This is a genomic window from Marinobacter confluentis (assembly GCF_004785685.1).
GTDB lineage: Bacteria > Pseudomonadota > Gammaproteobacteria > Pseudomonadales > Oleiphilaceae > Marinobacter > Marinobacter confluentis.
The window spans coordinates 377,137-394,157 of sequence record NZ_SRPF01000001.1 but is presented as its reverse complement, the minus strand read 5'-3'; the positions used below and the strand labels follow the sequence as shown (position 1 = coordinate 394,157).

Here is a 17,021-nt window from a genome sequence, read left to right as displayed (position 1 = left end):
GCGACTATTCCAAAGTTTCAATAGGGCCGCAGATTGTCGCAAGTGTGCCATCGACTGGCAAATCCGCTCCCTCGAAGGAACGCACGGCGACAACTCCGAACACACTGTTAAGCAGATAAAACCCGCGCAGGTCTTCCCGTGCCGCCAGGTCGGCGGGCAGGGGCCGCTCCAGAACCGTTTCTCCCGCTAGCACCAGGCGTTCCATGACGTACTGACGCATCACGCCGGCGACGGCTACGGAACTTGCCGGCGGAGTCACCCAACAATCCCCAAGACGGGCAATCAGGTTGGTACGGGTACCTTCGACCAGGTGGTCAGCACCGTCTTTCATGATCAGTTCCCACTCAGCGCCGGTAAACTCCCGGCTGGCCATGACTTGCTGCAGCCGATTCAGGGTCTTGATGCCGGCCAGCTTCGGATTCACTGTGAGTGGAAAGCTGGAACAGCGGGCCACGACGCCCTCCGGGCCGGGCAAAGGCGGCAGAGTCGCCGAAGACGCAATCAGGTGCGGCTCCGGGTTCTGGGGCGGCCTATAACCCCGGCCACCGTTGCCCCTGGTAAGAATCAGCTTGAGAATCCACGAATGGTTGTCATCCGGCGGCCCAAGGCGCCGGGCGGCCCGGGTAAGCTCACGATCAAGGTCATCAACATCGGCGGGTATTCCGAGACGCGCCGCGTCAGAAGCCATGCGCCGAAGATGATGCTGGCGAAGCAGAGCCTTCTGCCCCGACATCCGGATGGTTTCAAACAGGCCATCACCGTAAGCGAGCCCGCGATCCGCTGCGGGAACCGCCTGGCTGTTGGCTTGGATCACGGTGAGCACGGTACTGATCAGTCTTCGAAGCGGCGGAAAATCAGGGTTCCGTTGGTGCCACCAAACCCGAAGGAATTGGAAAGCGCGAAACGGATATCGGCCTTACGGGCACCCTCTGCAACGAAGTCCAGGTCACACCCGTCATCCGGGTCGTCCAGATTAATGGTCGGCGGCAAAGTGCCATCTTTTATGGCAAGCACAGAGAAAATGGCTTCAACGGCACCCGCAGCGCCCAGCAGATGCCCAGTCATGGACTTGGTACTGCTGACGGCCAGCTTGCCGGCATGCTGGCCAAAAACCGATTTGACGGCGGCAACCTCGGCCACATCGCCCACCTGGGTCGAGGTACCGTGGGCGTTGATATAATCAATGTCCCCGGTTTCAATGCCTGCGTCGCGAATGGCATTATGCATGGACCGGGCCGCTCCAGCGCCGCCTTCCGGTGGCGACGTGATGTGAAAGGCGTCGTCGCTCATGCCAAAACCCGCTACTTCGCCCAGAATAGTCGCGCCACGGCGCCGGGCATGCTCCAGGTCTTCCAGTACCAGCACACCGGCACCATCACTCAGCACGAAACCGTCACGGCCTTTATCCCAGGGTCGACTGGCCTTTTCCGGCTCATCGTTACGGGTGGAAAGCGCCCGGGCCGCGGAGAATGCCGCTATCGCACTGCGGGTGGTGGCCATCTCAGAGCCCCCGGCAAGCATCACGTCAGCATCACCATAAGCAATGGTACGGGCGGCATAGCCGATGTTGTGGGTCCCGGTGGTGCAGGCGGTGACTATGGCAATATTCGGGCCCTGGTACCCAAACCGGATGGCCACGTTGCCGGAAATCATGTTAATGACGGATGCAGGCACAAAAAATGGCGACACCTTTCGGGGCCCCCCTTTTTCCATGCTGATGATGTTCTTCTCAATGAACTCCAGACCACCAATACCGGAACCAATGGCAACGCCCACCCGCTCTTTGTCCAGTTCCGGAAAGTCATTCAGCCCGCTGGCATCTACCGCCTGCTGCGCGGCAACGATGCCATAATGAATAAACGCATCCAGCTTTCGGGCATCCTTGGTGGACAGATACGGCTCCAGGTCCAGATCCCTGATGGCGCCACCAATACGAGTGCTGTATCCCGTGGTATCGAAACGGTCTATACCGGTAATACCGCTGACGCCTTTCTGCACGGCATCCCACGAGGAGGCAACATCATTGCCAACCGGCGACAGCATGCCCATACCCGTAATCACAACCCGTCGTTTAGCCATAATCCTTCACCTGAAGCCTTGTTGATCTTCCGGAATATCCAATAAAAAAGCCGTCCACTGAATATTCACATGGACGGCTTCTTGCCTGGTTTACAGACCTTTCAGAGTATCAGGTATGCGCGACAATGTAGTCGATCGCGTCCTGAACACTCGTCAGCTTTTCTGCTTCTTCATCGGGAATTTCGGTTTCAAACTCTTCTTCCAGTGCCATGACGAGCTCGACGGTGTCCAGTGAGTCAGCGCCCAGATCCTCTACAAAAGAAGATGCGTTCTGAACCTCGGACTCTTTAACGCCCAACTGCTCACAGACAATCTTCTTAACGCGCTCTTCAACTGTACTCATAATGTCCTCACTTTTTGTGTCAACCAAGCAACTCAGATGCTGCCAGTTTAGTTTAAACCCAACCTGCGAACAAGCAGGGATTCCATTCAAACATGTTTCGCAACAAGGAGTTGCGCGATCAGCCCGCAGCCGGACTAGCCCATGTACATGCCGCCATTGACGTTGATTGTCTCACCCGTCACGTAGGCGGCTGCGTCCGATGCCAGAAAGGCAACCACTGCTGCCACTTCTTCCGGCTCACCCAGACGACCGGCGGGTATGACTTCCATCATAGCTTCGCGTTGCTTGTCGTCCAGTTTTCGGGTCATATCAGTGTCAATAAAACCGGGGGCAACGCAATTTGCAGTAATACCCCGGTTCGACATTTCCTTGGCAAGGCTTCGGGTAAACCCTTCGACACCGGCCTTGGCCGCGCAGTAATTCGCCTGGCCCGGGTTCCCCATGCCGGCAACCACCGAGCTCACGTTAATAATGCGTCCCCAGCGCGCCTTGGCCATACCCCGAAGCACTGCCTTGCTGGTCCGGTAGACACTGGACAGATTGGTCTCCATCACCGAAGACCAGTCCTCATCTTTCAGTCGCATCAACAGGTTATCGCGGGTAATACCAGCATTGTTAACCAGAATCGCCGGCGCGCCCGCCTGTTCGCTTACCTGTTTCAGACCGGCTTCCACGCTGGCCGGGTCAGACACATCCATCACCAGGCCGAAACCGCCGGAGGCTTTCAGGTCCGCGGTAATGGATTCGGCGCCCTGTTCACTGGTCGCCGTGCCGACCACTGTAGCACCCTGCTCCGCCAACGCCTTTGCAATCGCTTTTCCGATACCACGGGTGGCACCGGTGACCAGTGCGGTCTTGCCTGCAAGCGACATGGTTTACTCCCTAACTGTTTCAGAAATGAGGTTACTGCCTGAAGCCGTCCAGCGCCTTCTCCAGCGCTTCCGGGCTTTCAATGCCATACACCGTGAGGTCTCGATCAATCCGCTTGGCCAATCCCGCCAGCACTTTCCCCGCGCCACATTCCACTGCCACCCGGACTTCCTGCGCCGACATCGCGCGTACGGAATCTGTCCACAACACGGGTGAGTACAGCTGTCTGACCAGATTGGCTTTCAGTGTGTCGCTTTCAGTCTCGGCCCGGGCAGTCACATTCTGCACAACCGGAATGACAGCATCGTTAAATGCGACTTCATCCAGCGCCTCGGCAAGCTGCTCGGCAGCGCCTCTCATGAGCGCGCAATGAGATGGCACGCTAACAGGGAGTGCCATGGCCTTGCGAGCCCCTTTCGACTTGCAGGCATCAATAGCCCGATCCACCGCCGCCGTTGAACCGGCAATCACGACCTGACCGGGAGCGTTGAAATTCACCGCAGACACTACCTCACCATTCGCAGCTTCCGCGCAGGCTTCGGTGACCTGATCATCTTCCAGCCCGATAATGGCCGCCATTTTGCCAGTGCCAGCCGGCACCGCCGACTGCATCAATTCGCCACGCAAACGGACCAGCCGAAGCGCGTCAAAGAAGTTAAGGCTTTCTGCCGCCACCAAAGCGCTGTATTCGCCCAGACTGTGACCTGCGAGAAAATCCGGAGAAGGGCCGCCGGCAACAAACCACTGGCGCCACAAGGCAACGCTGGCGGTAAGAAGGGCCGGCTGGGTAACGGTTGTCTGGTTCAGCTCGTCTGCGGGGCCCTGCTGGCAAAGATGCCAGAGGTCGTAGCCAAGCACCGATGAGGCTTCATCAAAGGTTTTTTCGATCATCGGCCAGCTTTCGGCGGCCTGTGCGAGCATGCCGACTGACTGCGATCCCTGTCCTGGAAAAATAAAGGCTGATTTCATGGTGAGAATATTACCGGTTTACGCTGTGACTGAAGATTAGCCAATAGTACAAGCCAGCCTGATGGCGGGCCAATCTGGCAGCATGAGATAGACTCTAGTCGGTATCGAGCATTCGTACCACCTTGCGATCGCAGGTGGCTAGAACATCAGGTCGTCGAGGCGCTCATTGATGCGTCCCGGCACTTCCAGCTGGACTTCGCGGACCGCCTGACGGATCGCCGCGAGCATCGCCCGCTCATTGGCGTTGCCATGGCTCTTTATAACGACGCCCTGGAGCCCAAGAAGACTGGCACCGTTATGACGCGATGGATCCATGAGGCGCAGTAACTTACCCATAATGGGCCTGGCCATAAAACCGATGAACCGGCCGTAGAGGGTTTTAGTGAACGCCTGCTCGAGCAATTCGATAAGCAGTCCGGCAACGCCTTCTCCGGTTTTAAGGGCGATATTGCCTACGAAACCGTCACAAACCACAACGTCTGCCACATCCCGGAACAGATCACTGCCCTCGATATAGCCGATGTAATTGATGGTGTCGCATTGCGCCAACATGTGAGACGCCAGTCGCACCTGCTCGTTACCCTTGATTTCCTCTTCGCCGACATTGAGCAGAGCCACTCTTGGCTCCGCCTGGCCGCATATGGCCGAGGCCATCAAAGAACCCATCAGGGCATACTGGTAAAGGTTCTCAGCCGACGAATCAACGTTGGCACCCAGGTCGAGCACATGGCAGCGTCCCCGCAATGACGGAATCAGTTTGGCAATGGCAGGACGTTCGATACCCGGGTACATGCGGATAACCGAGCGGCCGAAGGCCATCAGGGCCCCGGTGTTGCCGGCACTGACACAACCCTGGGCGACGCCGTCACGCACCAGCCCCAGCGCCACGGCCATGGAAGAACTGCGCTTATGCCGCAGGACATGGGACGGGCGCTCATGCATTCGCACCACGTCCGCCGCCTCGACAATACGGATTCGCTCGTGGCCCTGATGCAACAAAGCCTCGAGCTCGCTCTGGATACCCACCAGAACAATGCTCAAGGCTTCGTTTTCATTCACAGCAGCCAGTGCCGCCGGAACCACTACGGAAGGTCCGCGATCCCCGCTCATGGCATCAATCGCGATGGTGACCGGTTTTACCGCCCCGCCATCCTGATCCGGCATTACCTGGCTCTCACTGGAGTATCAATGGCCCGATGTTACTCGTCGCGCGCTTCGATAACCTGCTTGCCACGATAGAAACCGTCTGGCGAAACGTGGTGACGACGATGAACTTCACCAGTGGTGGTGTCGGTAGACAGCGCTGCCGTGCTCAGGGCGTCGTGTGAACGGCGCATACCGCGCTTCGAGCGGGTCTTTCGGTTCTTCTGTACAGCCATGATTATGCTCCTGACCTGATCAACGTATGTTCGTAAAGTTTAATGTTTCTTTGTCTTGAAATCCGCCAACACGCTGAACGGGTTATCGCCGGATTTCTGTTCTGGCTCGTCCGCCACGCCTTCAGGTTCCAGCGCTTCCAGAGTCTCCGTTGCCGGACACTCGTCGCGCTCATGAAGCGGAAATGGCGGCAGAACCAGCAAAAGTTCGTCTTCCGTCATTGACCAGAGATCAGCACTGAAATCTTCGGTCAGAAACGGCTCAAGCTCTTTCGGTAATTGCTGAGCCTGGGCATCGGATGTCACCAGACCCAGGTTGAACCTGGAAACCAGTGTGTAGGGCATCGGCCCCATGCATCTCTGGCATTCCAGCACAACAGGGGCTTCCAGCTCACCCGTTACCATGCGACGCCGTTCCGGGTCCTGTGAAAAAGACAGGCTAACCCGACAACTGCTGTCATCCCCAACGCTATGGACTGCATCCCGGAAACGAGACAATGCGCTCAGAGGAACTTCTCCCTCCAATACGACACTCTGTTCCGCCAACTTGAAGGGGTCGACGGATTTTGGCAGTTCGGCGTTTGGCGCTTTTGGCATAGGCGCGCAATTCTAGGGGCCTGGCCCGCCGGTGTCAAAGACTTCCTCCGGTTTTTGGGCAGAGCCCGGGCCGCTTATAGGTGTATTCTACGACATGACACATCGCACAGGAGCCAGCCATGCCACAACCGCTACTACTCGCCTCATCCTCACCCTATCGCCGGTCACTTCTGGCGCGGATCGGGCTGCCCTTTACCTGGGCATCGCCTGACATCGACGAAACACCCCTGGCCAACGAGACACCCGAAGCCCTGGCAACACGGCTTGCGTGCGAGAAAGCAGCCGCAATGGCAGACGCCTATCCCGGACACTGGATCATTGGTTCTGACCAGGTCGCGAGCCTGAACAACGGCGAACAGCTGTCAAAGCCCGGCAACCTTGAAACCGCCATTGAGCAATTGACACGCAGCAGCGGGCAGACAGCGACCTTCTTTACTGGCCTGGCGTTACTGGATGCGAAAACCGGTAAGCAGTTGAGTCTCTGCGAAACCTACAGAGCCCACTTTCGGACACTGACGCCAGAAGAAATCCGACGTTACCTGACGGTAGAACAACCCTTTGACTGCGCCGGGAGTTTTAAGATGGAGGGGCTGGGCATCACGCTCTTCGAAAAACTGGAAGGCCCGGACCCCAACAGCCTGGTGGGCCTTCCTTTAATCGCACTGACCAACATGCTCCGCCAATGGGGCCTGAACCCGCTTCTGGCCGCGCAACCGGCGGCCAGCTCCTAGCGTAACTGGAGCCTGGATTCCATCAGGTAATCGGCGATGCCACTTCCAACTGAGACGCCGAACTGGTCAACAATGTCCTGAAAAGGAGACTTCCGGTGGCTGTAATCCACCAGTTCTTCCTGACCTACAATCTGACGGGCGACATGAGAGGTACTGCCAAGACCATCGATCAGGCCAAGCTCCAGGGCCTGCTCACCGCTCCACACCAGCCCGGAAAACAGCTTTTCATCGTCCGCCAACCGGTCACCTCGGCCTTCGCGCACGCTCTCGATAAACTGCCGGTGCGTGGTTTCCAGCACGTCTTCCCAGAAGTCGACATCCTCCTGTTTCTCCGGAGAGAAGGGGTCCAGAAATGCCTTGTTTTCCCCGGCGGTATAAAGCCGACGGTCCACGCCCAGCTTTTCCATGGCATCGGTAAAGCCGAAGCCGCCGGCCACGACACCGATTGAGCCCACCAGGCTCGCCTTGTCTGCGTAAATCTCGTCTGCTGCCGCTGCCATGTAGTAAGCTCCGGATGCGCCAACGTCTGAAATCACGGCATACAGTTTCTTGTCCGGATACTTTTCTTTCAGCCGTTGCATCTCGTCGTAAACATAGCCGGACTGGACAGGGCTGCCACCAGGGCTGTTGATTCTCATGATCACCGCCACAGAATTCTCGCTCTCAAACGCCTCGCGCAGGGACCCGACAATATTGTCAGCGCTGGCCAGCTCATCCGCGGCAATGGTGCCGGTTATATCGATAACCGCCGTGTGCTTGCTGCTCCCGCTGTCGATGCCGCCAGAAATCGGAAACTGAAGCAGAAAGAACAGGGCAAAAAGATAGGTGAACGTCAGCAGTTTGAAGAAAATACCCCAGCGCCTGCTTTTGCGCTGCTCGGACTGGAGCGACATCACCAGTTTTTCAATCAGCTTCCAGTCGCGACTGGTTTCCGGGGGCATTGCCGGTGACCTGCGCCCAGCCCTGGGCGAAGGTTCCCGATCCACCGGTTCATCACCCCAGCCTGATTTCTGATCTGAATCCCAATCACTCATTCAAACGTCCCGCCTGTAATTTGCTAGATGCCTAATACGCCACGCAGATCTGCCACCGTATCCACAATGGCGTGTGGCTCGTAATGCCTGAGAACATCCCGCTGATGCACACCCCATTCTACGCCTATCGACGGCATACCGATTCGCTGGGCCATCTCGAGGTCGTAGCGGGTATCGCCAATCATCACCGCCTGCTCCGGCCGGATACTGTAGAACTCAAGAATTTCCGAAAGCATGCGCGGATCCGGCTTGGAGCGAGTCTCGTCGGCGCAACGGGTGGTGTCAAAGTGCGGCCCCAGACCGCTGGACACCAGCGCCCCTTCCAGACCACGCCGGCTTTTACCGGTGGCGACTGAACAGCCGCGGCCCGACGCGCGCAGATCGGCAACCACATCGGCCATACCCGCAAACACATTCTGGGGTGTTGTCACCTTGGCAAAGAAGTAGGCCGAATAGCCCTCGCGAATACGGGTCATTTCTTCATGAGTGATGCCGGGATACAGCTTGTGCAGGGCTTCGACCATCCCCAGCCCGATAATGTCCCGGTAGGCTTCCCGCTCAAGCTCGGGGTAACCCAGGTCGGTGGCGGCCTGGTGCAGGCTTTCGGCAATGTGCTCAACGGAATCAACCAGAGTCCCGTCCCAATCAAATATGACTACCTTTACATCCATAACGAATTTCCTGACCGAAGGCTATTCACCGGTTTCGAGCCGGGCGCCGAATTTGGAGACAATGCTCCCGAACGCATCGTCGTAGGGCGCCTCAAGTCTTATCGGCTCCCCCGTCGACGGCAAAGTGAATTCCAGCGCCCTGGCGTGGAGCATCAGTCGCTCGCCACCGGCTGACCGGAAAGCTTTCAGGCTGACATCATCCATGTACTTGTCATCGCCCGCAATCGGGTGGCCAGCCCAGGCGCTGTGCACGCGAATCTGATGGGTCCTGCCGGTTACCGGCGATGCCTGAACCAGGGTGTAACCGCTGAACTGCTTCAGGCAGCGAAACAGTGTCAGCGATTCCTTGCCAGCCGCGTCCACCCTCACCCGCCGCTCTCCGGATTTCAGTTCGAACCGCAAAAGTGGCTCACTGACCCGTGCCACCGCCGGATCCCACTGCCCGGACACCAACGCATGATAGTGTTTGCGAATCCGCTTTTGGCGCAGCTCATCCTGCAGGTAACGCAGCGCGGAGCGCTTTTTCGCCACCATGATCAGTCCCGATGTGTCCCGATCAAGACGGTGCACCAGCTCCAGGAATTTCGACTGGGGCCGCGCCGCCCGCAGCACCTCAATCAGTCCGAAATCAACGCCGCTGCCACCATGAACGGCGATGCCTGAGGGTTTGTTCACCACAAGCATCTGATCGTTCTCGAAGATGATCGCGCCTTCCATTACATTCTGGACCCGCGCACCGGGCACCACCTGCGCTGGCTTTTCCCGCCGAGTGACCGGAGGAATGCGAACCTCATCGCCGGCCTTCAGGCGAGTGTCGGGCTTGACCCTTCCTTTATTCACCCTGACTTCACCCTTACGGATGATGCGGTAGATAATGCTGCGGGGAAGATCCCGGACCTGGGCCATCAGATAATTGTCCACCCGTTGGCCGGCGTTATCTTCATCCACCACCACCTTGCGAACGCCCTGGCGCGTTTCCCCCGGCTGGGCGCTGCGGGCCGTCGCGGGCGGCTCCTTCGATGACTGGCTGGGAGTACGCCTGTGTCTGGGTGACCGTGACATAAATGCCTTAAATTGCCGAACAACGCCCGGGATTGAAGGGTCGGAACAATACTGTTATATTCCGACGTGATTTGCCGTTTGTCTACGGCCTGGCGCTAACGCCAGAAGCCGGAGCGGCAGAGTATACCGACACTAATAGACAGTTTGAACGCCGGTAAACAGTTTGAGCGCCGGAAGCCCAATCATTATCGGGCACGGCGATTGGAAAATTCCCACTGGCTCTAGGGAAAAAACCTCAGGGGCAATACCCTGGAAGGAAACCAGAGTCTGGCGGGATATGGTAACCGTACGGAGAACCGTCGGGCTACATCGCGAAAAATCTTTGCCAGCACGCAGGGCCGGGCCGTCCAGCATACGAATACGACGTGAGACCCAAGGCGCCAGCGTGAACCTGAAAACGGATAACATGCGTCTACAGACAACGACCTCATTCGACTCTTCACTGTATTTTTGCAGTGGAATCGTCGGCGGTAGACTCGGATCGACGGGGCTTTACTCCGCTCTGGTCTGATCTGTCTGGCCGTCGGCCTGCTCTGCATTACGGAGCCCCGCGGCACGCACGTTCTGCTTCGCTGATGAAATCCCCCCGGTTTTCTGTCATCACAAAACGACAGGAACCCTTTCTTTCCCATGAAAAGAATGCTGATAAATGCGACTCATCCCGAAGAGTTGCGCGTAGCTCTGGTCGATGGACAACGACTGTTCGATCTGGACATTGAATCCAGCTCTCGTGAACAGAAAAAAGCCAACATATACAAGGGCCGCATTACCCGCGTAGAACCCAGCCTTGAGGCCGCGTTCGTAGACTTTGGCGCTGAACGCCACGGCTTCCTTCCGCTCAAGGAAATCTCCAAGGAATACTTCAAGAAATCGCCCGGCCAGATTGAAGGCAAGATCAATATCAAGGAAGTGGTCTCTGAGGGCCAGGAAGTCATCATCCAGGTAGACAAAGAGGAGCGCGGCAATAAAGGCGCTGCACTGACCACGTTTATCTCCCTGGCTGGTCGCTATCTGGTACTGATGCCAAACAACCCCCGCGCCGGTGGTATTTCCCGACGCATCGAGGGTGACGAGCGGGCCCAGCTCAAAGAAGCCATGAACGACGTCCAGGTGCCCAAGTCCATGGGTATCATTGTGCGTACCGCCGGCATTGGCCGCTCTTCCGAGGAGCTCCAGTGGGACCTCAACTATCTGGTCCAGTTCTGGGAAGCCATCTCGGAAGCCGCCAGTGAGCGCAAGGCGCCCTTCCTGATTCATCAGGAAAGCAACGTCATTATCCGCGCCGTGCGTGACTACCTCCGCCAGGACATTGGCGAAGTCCTGATCGATTCAGACACCGTTTACGAAGACGTGCTGAACTTTGTTCGCGCAGTCATGCCCAGCTTTGAAAACAAGATCAAGCTGTATAAGGATGAAATCCCTCTTTTCAGCCGGTACCAGATCGAAGGCCAGATCGAAACGGCCTTCCAGCGTGAAGTAAAACTTCCGTCAGGCGGCTCGATTGTGATCGACCCCACCGAAGCTCTGGTTTCCATCGACATTAACTCGTCCCGGGCCACCAAAGGCCAGGACATCGAGGAAACCGCACGTCAGACCAACCTTGAAGCGGCGGAAGAAATCGCCAGGCAACTGCGGCTCCGTGACATGGGCGGCCTGATTGTCATCGACTTTATTGATATGACCCCCGCCAAGCACCAGCGCGAAGTTGAACAGAAAGTTCGGGAAGCGCTGGAAATTGACCGCGCCCGGGTTCAGGTTGGCAAAATCTCGCGCTTCGGCCTGCTGGAAATGTCGCGCCAGCGCCTGCGTCCGTCACTGGGCGAAACCCGCAGCGAAGTCTGCCCCCGTTGTGAAGGCCAGGGCACCATTCGTGGCATCGAATCCCTGGCGCTGAGCATCATGCGCCTGATCTTTGAGGAATCCTCCAAAGAGAAAACCGGCGAAGTACGCGCCATTGTGCCGGTCGCCGTTGCCACCTTCCTGCTTAACGAAAAACGTAAACAGCTGGCTGACATTGAAGCCCGCCAGGAAGTACAGGTTGTTGTGGTGCCTGCGCCGCACATGGAAACGCCGCACTTTGAAATCGTGCGTATGCGTGACGATGAAACTGGCGCAGAGCATGTTTCAAGCTACCAGGTTGCCCAGGAATACAATCAGCGCGAAGAGGAAATTCTGGAGGCACCGGTTACTCCTCCGCCGGCTCGCGAACAGGCGGCAGTGAAGGCGATTCGACCCACCGCTCCCGCCCCTTCAGCGGCCCCTGCAACGGCCGCCAAACCAGAAGCGGCCAAAGAACCGACCGAAAGCCTGTTCAGCAGACTCGGCCGCAAGATTGCCGACTTCTTCAGCGGCGAAGAAATCATTGGGGAGCCCGCACCACGCAGCTCTGGCACTGAAAGACCGAATCGTGACGACCGTCGGGGTCAGGATCGCCAGGAACGCAGAAAATCCAGAGTCGCCAGAGATGACAGCTCATCCGGCAATGGAAACCGCACCGGTAACGAGCGCCGTCAGAACGGACCGGGCCAGGCACGAAACGATGAAAATCGTGGCCGCAACCGCGGCAATAATCGTAACCGCAACCGTGGCAAGCAGCCCGGCCGCGACCAGAACGATACCACCGATGCCTCTCAGACCAGAACGGCTGGTACATCCCAGGCAGCGGCATCGTCAACGGGCAGCCCGCAAGCTACTGCGTCCCAGACGGCTGGGTCACAGACCGCCAAAAGCAGCGTGACTGCCGATAGAACATCAGCGACCCCGGAAAAAGCCGGAGCCGAAGAAAAACGCCGTAAACCTCGGCGCAATCGCAACCGCGACGGATCCGCCGCTGAAACGCCTTCAACCACGCCTGCTGAACGGAAAAACACCCGCAGTGAGCGCCATCAGAAGGACACCCAGCCGGAAGACCAGAAGGACACCGCGCTGGAGGATCGGAAAGAGACTCCGGTAGCAGCCCCTGCAGAGGAACCGGTTGCCGAAAGAACGGTAAAAGAGCGAGTGAAAGCCTCTGATATCCTGCCTGAGGCAAGCCCGTCGCCGGAAGACTCACCCGCTGATCACCCGGAAGAAGCCCCGGCAGCGGAGGCAACGGCACAAACCGTTGAGCCAGCCGAGCCTGAGGCACCAGCCGCCGAGGGTAAAGCTTCAGAAGCCGAGCCCAAGACTCCAGAAGAGGCGAAAGCACCGGAAGAACGTCGGCCTTCACGCCCGCGCCGGACGTCTGCCCGCAAGGCTGCTGGGAAGAAGCAGGCCCCGGCCGAAGAAGCCACTCCAGAGAGCGCCAAGCCTGAGGCGTCGGAATCCGCCCCTGAGGCATCCCGACCCGAGCCCACTCAGCCTGACGTCACTGAGCCCGAGGTTGCTGAGCCGACCGTTGCCGAGGCAGAAGCGACTGAACCAGAGGTGGCCAAGTCAGAAACTGTGAAGCCCGAGGTTGCTCACGCAGAGCCCGAGCCGAAACAGGAGCAGGAGCCAGTAGCGACTCAGGACGAAGAAAAGCAGGTTCGGCCAGAGCCGGAAACGCCGCAGCCTGCGGCGACCCCAAATGACGAAGCACCTGCAGCTTTGGAAGAGGAACCTGCAGCCGCAAAAGAAACCCCTGCACCGACAGAGGAAGCGCCGTCAACTGCTGAGGAAACCCCGGCACCAGCAGATCAAACGCCGCCGGTAACACCAGGCCGTGCCTACAATGACCCGCGGGAAGTTCGCAAGCGTCGTCGCGCAGCCGAAGAAGCCAGCAAGACCGAAGGGAGCAATTAAAGAATGCTTTCCAATTCGGACATTGAAGCGCTGGAAGACATATTGTTTGCCGAGCCCTGGGGCGACGAGGCGGTAGATTTCTTCGGCCTGCACGGTATTGTCTGTGCAAGTGTCGTTGGTCCGGTTGCCCTGGACGTGAATGAACTCTTCGCTCTGGCAACCGGAACAGAACGTGCGCCGGCTGACGGAACGCCGCCAGCATTCACGTCAGTGGTGGAGCGCCTGTCCCGGGATATGGCCCATGCGCTGGACATGGGCCAGACCCTGGAGCTGCCAGAGCCCGAGGACGGTGACCCCATGAACGCCCTGGAAAACTGGTGTGCAGGGTTCGTGGACACCTTCCTGGAAAACGAGGATGCCTGGCTTGAAGTTGATGAGAAAGAAGCCGCAGACCTACTGGTTCCCATGCTGACTCTGTCCGGCCTGTTCGAGGATGAAGATTTTCAGAAAGTCCGTAATGACGAGAAGATGGCAAGACAGATGTCTGATGCCATTCCCGACTCACTGACGGATCTTTACCTGCTGTTTCACGCCCCGGCCTGACCCACAGGGGTCCGAAAATGATGCCAGACGGGTTCAATACCGTCTGGCATTTTTGTTATTCGACCCAGCTCACACCAGGGCGCGCCCGGGAAATGAAAATCACTTCCCTGGGACCCCAACAGCTCTTCCCTTCGACACAGCTCGGCCAGAAAACCAAGATCGCCGCTCGACTGGCCGGAAGTGGACACCTCAATGGACCGGCCACCGGCCCGCTTGAAATCCGCCACCAGGGCACGAAGCCGGGTTGCGGTCAGGCGATACTTACGCGGGTGAGCCAGAACGGCCACGCCGCCGGCATCAACAATCCATTGGACCACTTCTTCCAGCTCGGGCCAGAAGGCTTTCACGTCTCCCGGTTTCCCCGCACCCAGATGGCGCTTGAACGCCTGGGCAGGGTCTTTGACAATCCCCTCATCAACCAGAACACGGGCAAAGTGGGGGCGGCCCGGTACATCACCATTGGCGCAAAGCGTTGCCTTGCCGAGCAGATCATCGACACCAAGCCTGCTGAGCTTGTCTGTGATTGCCCGGGCACGGCCCCAGCGGTTATCGTTTTGCCGGTCCAGCGCTGCACGAAACACCGGGTCATCAGAGTCAAAATCCAGACCCACCACGTGAATGGTCTGGCTACGCCAGACGCAGGACAGCTCAGTTCCGCTGATCAGCGATATCCCCGCACCTGCCGCAGAACTCGCCGCACGGGTAAGCCCGGCCACGGTATCGTGGTCCGTCAGCGCCAGATGGGTCACGCCTTTTTCAGACGCGCGGGTAATCAGGTCTTCCGGTGACAGGGCACCGTCTGAGGCGGTGCTGTGGCAGTGCAAGTCGATGCAGAAACTGGCTTCTTGGGGTATAGTCACTGAACTTCCGGATGGTCGACGAATACAGTGCCCAGTGTACCAGCCAGCGTTGACCCACACGAATATCCCTCGGAGCCCATAATGTATTACGCAATCATCAGTGAAGATATTGAAGACAGCCTGTCGCTCAGGATGCAGGCCCGGCCGGCTCACCTGGAACGACTGAACAATCTGAAAGACGAAGGCCGGTTGCTGGTCGCTGGTCCGCACCCTGCCCTGGATACCCCGGAGCCCGGAGACGCCGGCTTTACCGGCAGCCTGGTGATCGCTGAGTTCGACAGCCTGGAGGCGGCGCAGTCATGGGCCGATGCTGATCCTTACGTGGCCGCGGGGGTATACCAGAAAGTCACTGTAAAACCGTTCAAGGTGGTTCTACCCTGACCGACGGGGCGGTGTTCCGAACCGGCACACCTGCATGAGGGTTTTGTAATGAAACCCACCTTGTACAGGCAGGTAACTATGCCAGAATTGCGCGTTAAAAATACTGTTTCAGGGAATCTACCAGTGCCTTCTGTAAGATCGTTATTCTGTTGCCTAATGCTCGTTTTCACCGTCTCTTCGGCGTTCGCAGAGACCGTGTACGTGGATGACACTCTCTATGCCCCCATTCGTAGCGGGGAAGGTACTCAATACCGCATCCTGCACTCCGGAGTACGCAGTGGTACGCCGTTGGAGCTGCTGGAGCGCTCGGAATCCGGTTACAGCCGGGTCAGAACCCCCGACGGCATAGAAGGCTGGATGGTCTCGCGTTACCTGACGGAAACTCCCATTGCCAGGGAGCGCCTGGAAGCCGCGAACCGGCAGCTCGCCGAGGCCAGGGAGACCGTGACCACACTGCGCAGCGAGCTGGAAGCCGTTACCCAGGAGAGGGATTCCCTGCGCAGCTCAGAAAGCAGCCTGGAGGCCCGTGCCGGTCGCCTGAGCCAGGAACTGCAGGAGATCAAGACCGTTGCTGCCGACGCTCTGAACCTGAACAGACGCAACGAAGAACTCAGTAATGAGAACCAGAAGCTTCGCAACGAACTGGAAGTGCTGACGGCGGAAAAAGAGCGGCTGGAAGCCAACACCGATTCTGACTTCATGCTTCTGGGTGCCGGCCTGGTTCTACTGGGCATCATTCTCGCGCTGATCGTTCCGGCCCTGAAGCCGACCCGAAAAACCGATAATTGGGCCTGATCCTCAGGCCCTGACAGAAACGGATTACCGGTCTTCTTATTCCGATGAATTCTTTGACGCTCCTACCCGGACACTTTATAAATACCAAAACAACAAACGGGAGAAACCGGGATGTCTGTAACCATGAAGGACTATTCAGAGAAGCGTGATTTTCATCGGATGAGGATGAATTCAGAGATTGAGCTCACAGACAGCAATGGCGTTTCCCTGGCAGGGGTCTGTCGGGATCTTAGCGGCACTGGCATGCAGCTGTTTGTTGAGCGCGAATTCGCTGAAGGGGATGAACTCCATACCCTCCTGCCCGCCACCAGCGACCAGTTCCCACCCTTCGAGACCGTGTGTCGGGTTCTGCGATGCGAACCGGATGCGGAAGGTTTCCTGCTGGGCGTCGAAATCACTCAGGTGAAGCGCTAACGCCCTACAGGTTCAGAACTCTTGAGGTAAAGCCCCGCCGTTAATCGGTTTTCAGGGGCTTCTCTGATACCACGATGCCATTGTTGTCTGCATAGACATAATGGCCGGGGTGAAAGGTGACACCGCCAAATGTGACAGGCACGTTCAACTGGCCGACGCCGTGTTTTTCGGTTTTTCGCGGATGGGTGCCCAGGGCCTGAACTCCGAGTTCGGTTTTGCCAATGACATCGACATCGCGGATGCAGCCATAGATAACCAGTCCCGCCCAGCCGTTGCTGACCGCTTTCTCAGCCAGCATATCGCCAAGCAGTGCGGCTCGCTTGGAGCCACCACCATCAACCACCATCACCTTGCCATGGCCCGGCAGCGCTACCTGCTCCTTGACCACTGAATTGTCTTCGAAACACTTGACCGTTACGATCTCGCCGCCGAAATTGTCCACGCCGCCGAAATTACGGAAGCCGGGCTCAACCGCCAGGATTTCCGGATGCTCGTCACACAGGTCGGGAGTTACGATAGCCACGTTTGCGCTCT

At 58.0% G+C, this 17,021-nt stretch carries 19 protein-coding genes; 6 read left to right on the top strand and 13 right to left on the bottom strand.

Features of this window, described 5'->3' with window-relative positions; genetic code table 11:
* Window positions 1-4 precede the first annotated feature (4 nt).
* The 8 genes from E5Q11_RS01885 to E5Q11_RS01850 form a co-directional block, all read right to left on the bottom strand.
* On the bottom strand, window positions 5-823 hold the full coding sequence (locus tag E5Q11_RS01885) for an aminotransferase class IV (protein WP_135801711.1): 819 nt from the start codon (window positions 821-823) through the stop codon (window positions 5-7).
* Window positions 824-831: 8 nt separating this feature from the next.
* Complete coding sequence (gene fabF, locus E5Q11_RS01880; RefSeq protein WP_135801710.1) at window positions 832-2,079, bottom strand: beta-ketoacyl-ACP synthase II; 1,248 nt, start codon at window positions 2,077-2,079, stop codon at window positions 832-834.
* A gap of 109 nt (window positions 2,080-2,188) precedes the next feature.
* Window positions 2,189-2,422 (bottom strand): acyl carrier protein, encoded by a 234-nt coding sequence (gene acpP / locus E5Q11_RS01875; protein WP_135801709.1) that lies wholly within the window; start codon window positions 2,420-2,422, stop codon window positions 2,189-2,191.
* A 134-nt stretch (window positions 2,423-2,556) separates the two neighbouring features.
* Window positions 2,557-3,294: a 3-oxoacyl-ACP reductase FabG gene (gene fabG, locus E5Q11_RS01870; protein WP_135801708.1), complete on the bottom strand. Its 738-nt coding sequence runs from the start codon at window positions 3,292-3,294 to the stop codon at window positions 2,557-2,559.
* A 31-nt stretch (window positions 3,295-3,325) separates the two neighbouring features.
* Window positions 3,326-4,261, bottom strand: coding sequence for an ACP S-malonyltransferase (gene fabD / locus E5Q11_RS01865; protein WP_135801707.1), 936 nt, complete (start codon window positions 4,259-4,261; stop codon window positions 3,326-3,328).
* 138 nt (window positions 4,262-4,399) lie between these two features.
* Window positions 4,400-5,425, bottom strand: a complete 1,026-nt coding sequence (gene plsX, locus E5Q11_RS01860; RefSeq protein WP_135801706.1) for a phosphate acyltransferase PlsX — start codon at window positions 5,423-5,425, stop codon at window positions 4,400-4,402.
* A 35-nt stretch (window positions 5,426-5,460) separates the two neighbouring features.
* Window positions 5,461-5,640, bottom strand: a complete 180-nt coding sequence (rpmF, locus tag E5Q11_RS01855) for a 50S ribosomal protein L32 (RefSeq protein ID WP_036205010.1) — start codon at window positions 5,638-5,640, stop codon at window positions 5,461-5,463.
* Between the two features lie 39 nt (window positions 5,641-5,679).
* The gene (locus E5Q11_RS01850) at window positions 5,680-6,234 is read right to left on the bottom strand and encodes a YceD family protein (protein WP_135801705.1); all 555 of its coding nucleotides are present in this window, start codon (window positions 6,232-6,234) and stop codon (window positions 5,680-5,682) included.
* Window positions 6,235-6,353: 119 nt separating this feature from the next.
* On the opposite strand from E5Q11_RS01850, the gene E5Q11_RS01845 reads away from it, so the two are divergent.
* On the top strand, window positions 6,354-6,965 hold the full coding sequence (locus E5Q11_RS01845; RefSeq protein WP_135801704.1) for a Maf family protein: 612 nt from the start codon (window positions 6,354-6,356) through the stop codon (window positions 6,963-6,965).
* On the opposite strand, the gene E5Q11_RS01840 is transcribed toward E5Q11_RS01845, so the two are convergent.
* From E5Q11_RS01840 to rluC, 3 genes are read right to left on the bottom strand one after another with little or no spacing between them, the layout of a single operon-like run.
* Complete coding sequence (locus E5Q11_RS01840) at window positions 6,962-7,999, bottom strand: S49 family peptidase (RefSeq protein WP_135801703.1); 1,038 nt, start codon at window positions 7,997-7,999, stop codon at window positions 6,962-6,964. The genes E5Q11_RS01845 and E5Q11_RS01840 overlap by 4 nt on opposite strands.
* Before the next feature lie 23 nt (window positions 8,000-8,022).
* Window positions 8,023-8,670, bottom strand: coding sequence for an HAD family hydrolase (locus E5Q11_RS01835; protein ID WP_135801702.1), 648 nt, complete (start codon window positions 8,668-8,670; stop codon window positions 8,023-8,025).
* Window positions 8,671-8,691: 21 nt separating this feature from the next.
* Complete coding sequence (gene rluC / locus E5Q11_RS01830; RefSeq protein ID WP_135801701.1) at window positions 8,692-9,732, bottom strand: 23S rRNA pseudouridine(955/2504/2580) synthase RluC; 1,041 nt, start codon at window positions 9,730-9,732, stop codon at window positions 8,692-8,694.
* Between the two features lie 630 nt (window positions 9,733-10,362).
* On the opposite strand from rluC, the gene rne reads away from it, so the two are divergent.
* Both rne and E5Q11_RS01820 read left to right on the top strand, forming a co-directional pair.
* Entirely contained in the window at window positions 10,363-13,494 is a 3,132-nt protein-coding gene (rne, locus tag E5Q11_RS01825; RefSeq protein WP_135801700.1) for a ribonuclease E, read from the top strand.
* A 3-nt stretch (window positions 13,495-13,497) separates the two neighbouring features.
* Window positions 13,498-14,037: a YecA/YgfB family protein gene (locus E5Q11_RS01820; RefSeq protein WP_135801699.1), complete on the top strand. Its 540-nt coding sequence runs from the start codon at window positions 13,498-13,500 to the stop codon at window positions 14,035-14,037.
* Here E5Q11_RS01820 and E5Q11_RS01815 read toward each other — a convergent pair.
* Window positions 14,022-14,897: a PHP domain-containing protein gene (locus tag E5Q11_RS01815; RefSeq protein WP_135801698.1), complete on the bottom strand. Its 876-nt coding sequence runs from the start codon at window positions 14,895-14,897 to the stop codon at window positions 14,022-14,024. The genes E5Q11_RS01820 and E5Q11_RS01815 overlap by 16 nt on opposite strands.
* Window positions 14,898-14,978: 81 nt before the next feature.
* Between E5Q11_RS01815 and E5Q11_RS01810 the strand changes: the two genes are divergently transcribed.
* The 3 genes from E5Q11_RS01810 to E5Q11_RS01800 all read left to right on the top strand — a co-directional run bounded on the left by E5Q11_RS01810 (window position 14,979) and on the right by E5Q11_RS01800 (window position 16,487).
* Complete coding sequence (locus E5Q11_RS01810; protein ID WP_135801697.1) at window positions 14,979-15,278, top strand: YciI family protein; 300 nt, start codon at window positions 14,979-14,981, stop codon at window positions 15,276-15,278.
* Window positions 15,279-15,434: 156 nt separating this feature from the next.
* A complete protein-coding gene (locus E5Q11_RS01805; protein ID WP_225314976.1) occupies window positions 15,435-16,073 on the top strand; it encodes a TIGR04211 family SH3 domain-containing protein in 639 nt (212 codons plus the stop codon).
* Between the two features lie 111 nt (window positions 16,074-16,184).
* On the top strand, window positions 16,185-16,487 hold the full coding sequence (locus tag E5Q11_RS01800; protein WP_225314977.1) for a PilZ domain-containing protein: 303 nt from the start codon (window positions 16,185-16,187) through the stop codon (window positions 16,485-16,487).
* A gap of 40 nt (window positions 16,488-16,527) precedes the next feature.
* On the opposite strand, the gene rraA is transcribed toward E5Q11_RS01800, so the two are convergent.
* Window positions 16,528-17,010, bottom strand: a complete 483-nt coding sequence (gene rraA / locus E5Q11_RS01795; RefSeq protein WP_135801695.1) for a ribonuclease E activity regulator RraA — start codon at window positions 17,008-17,010, stop codon at window positions 16,528-16,530.
* Window positions 17,011-17,021: the final 11 nt, after the last annotated feature.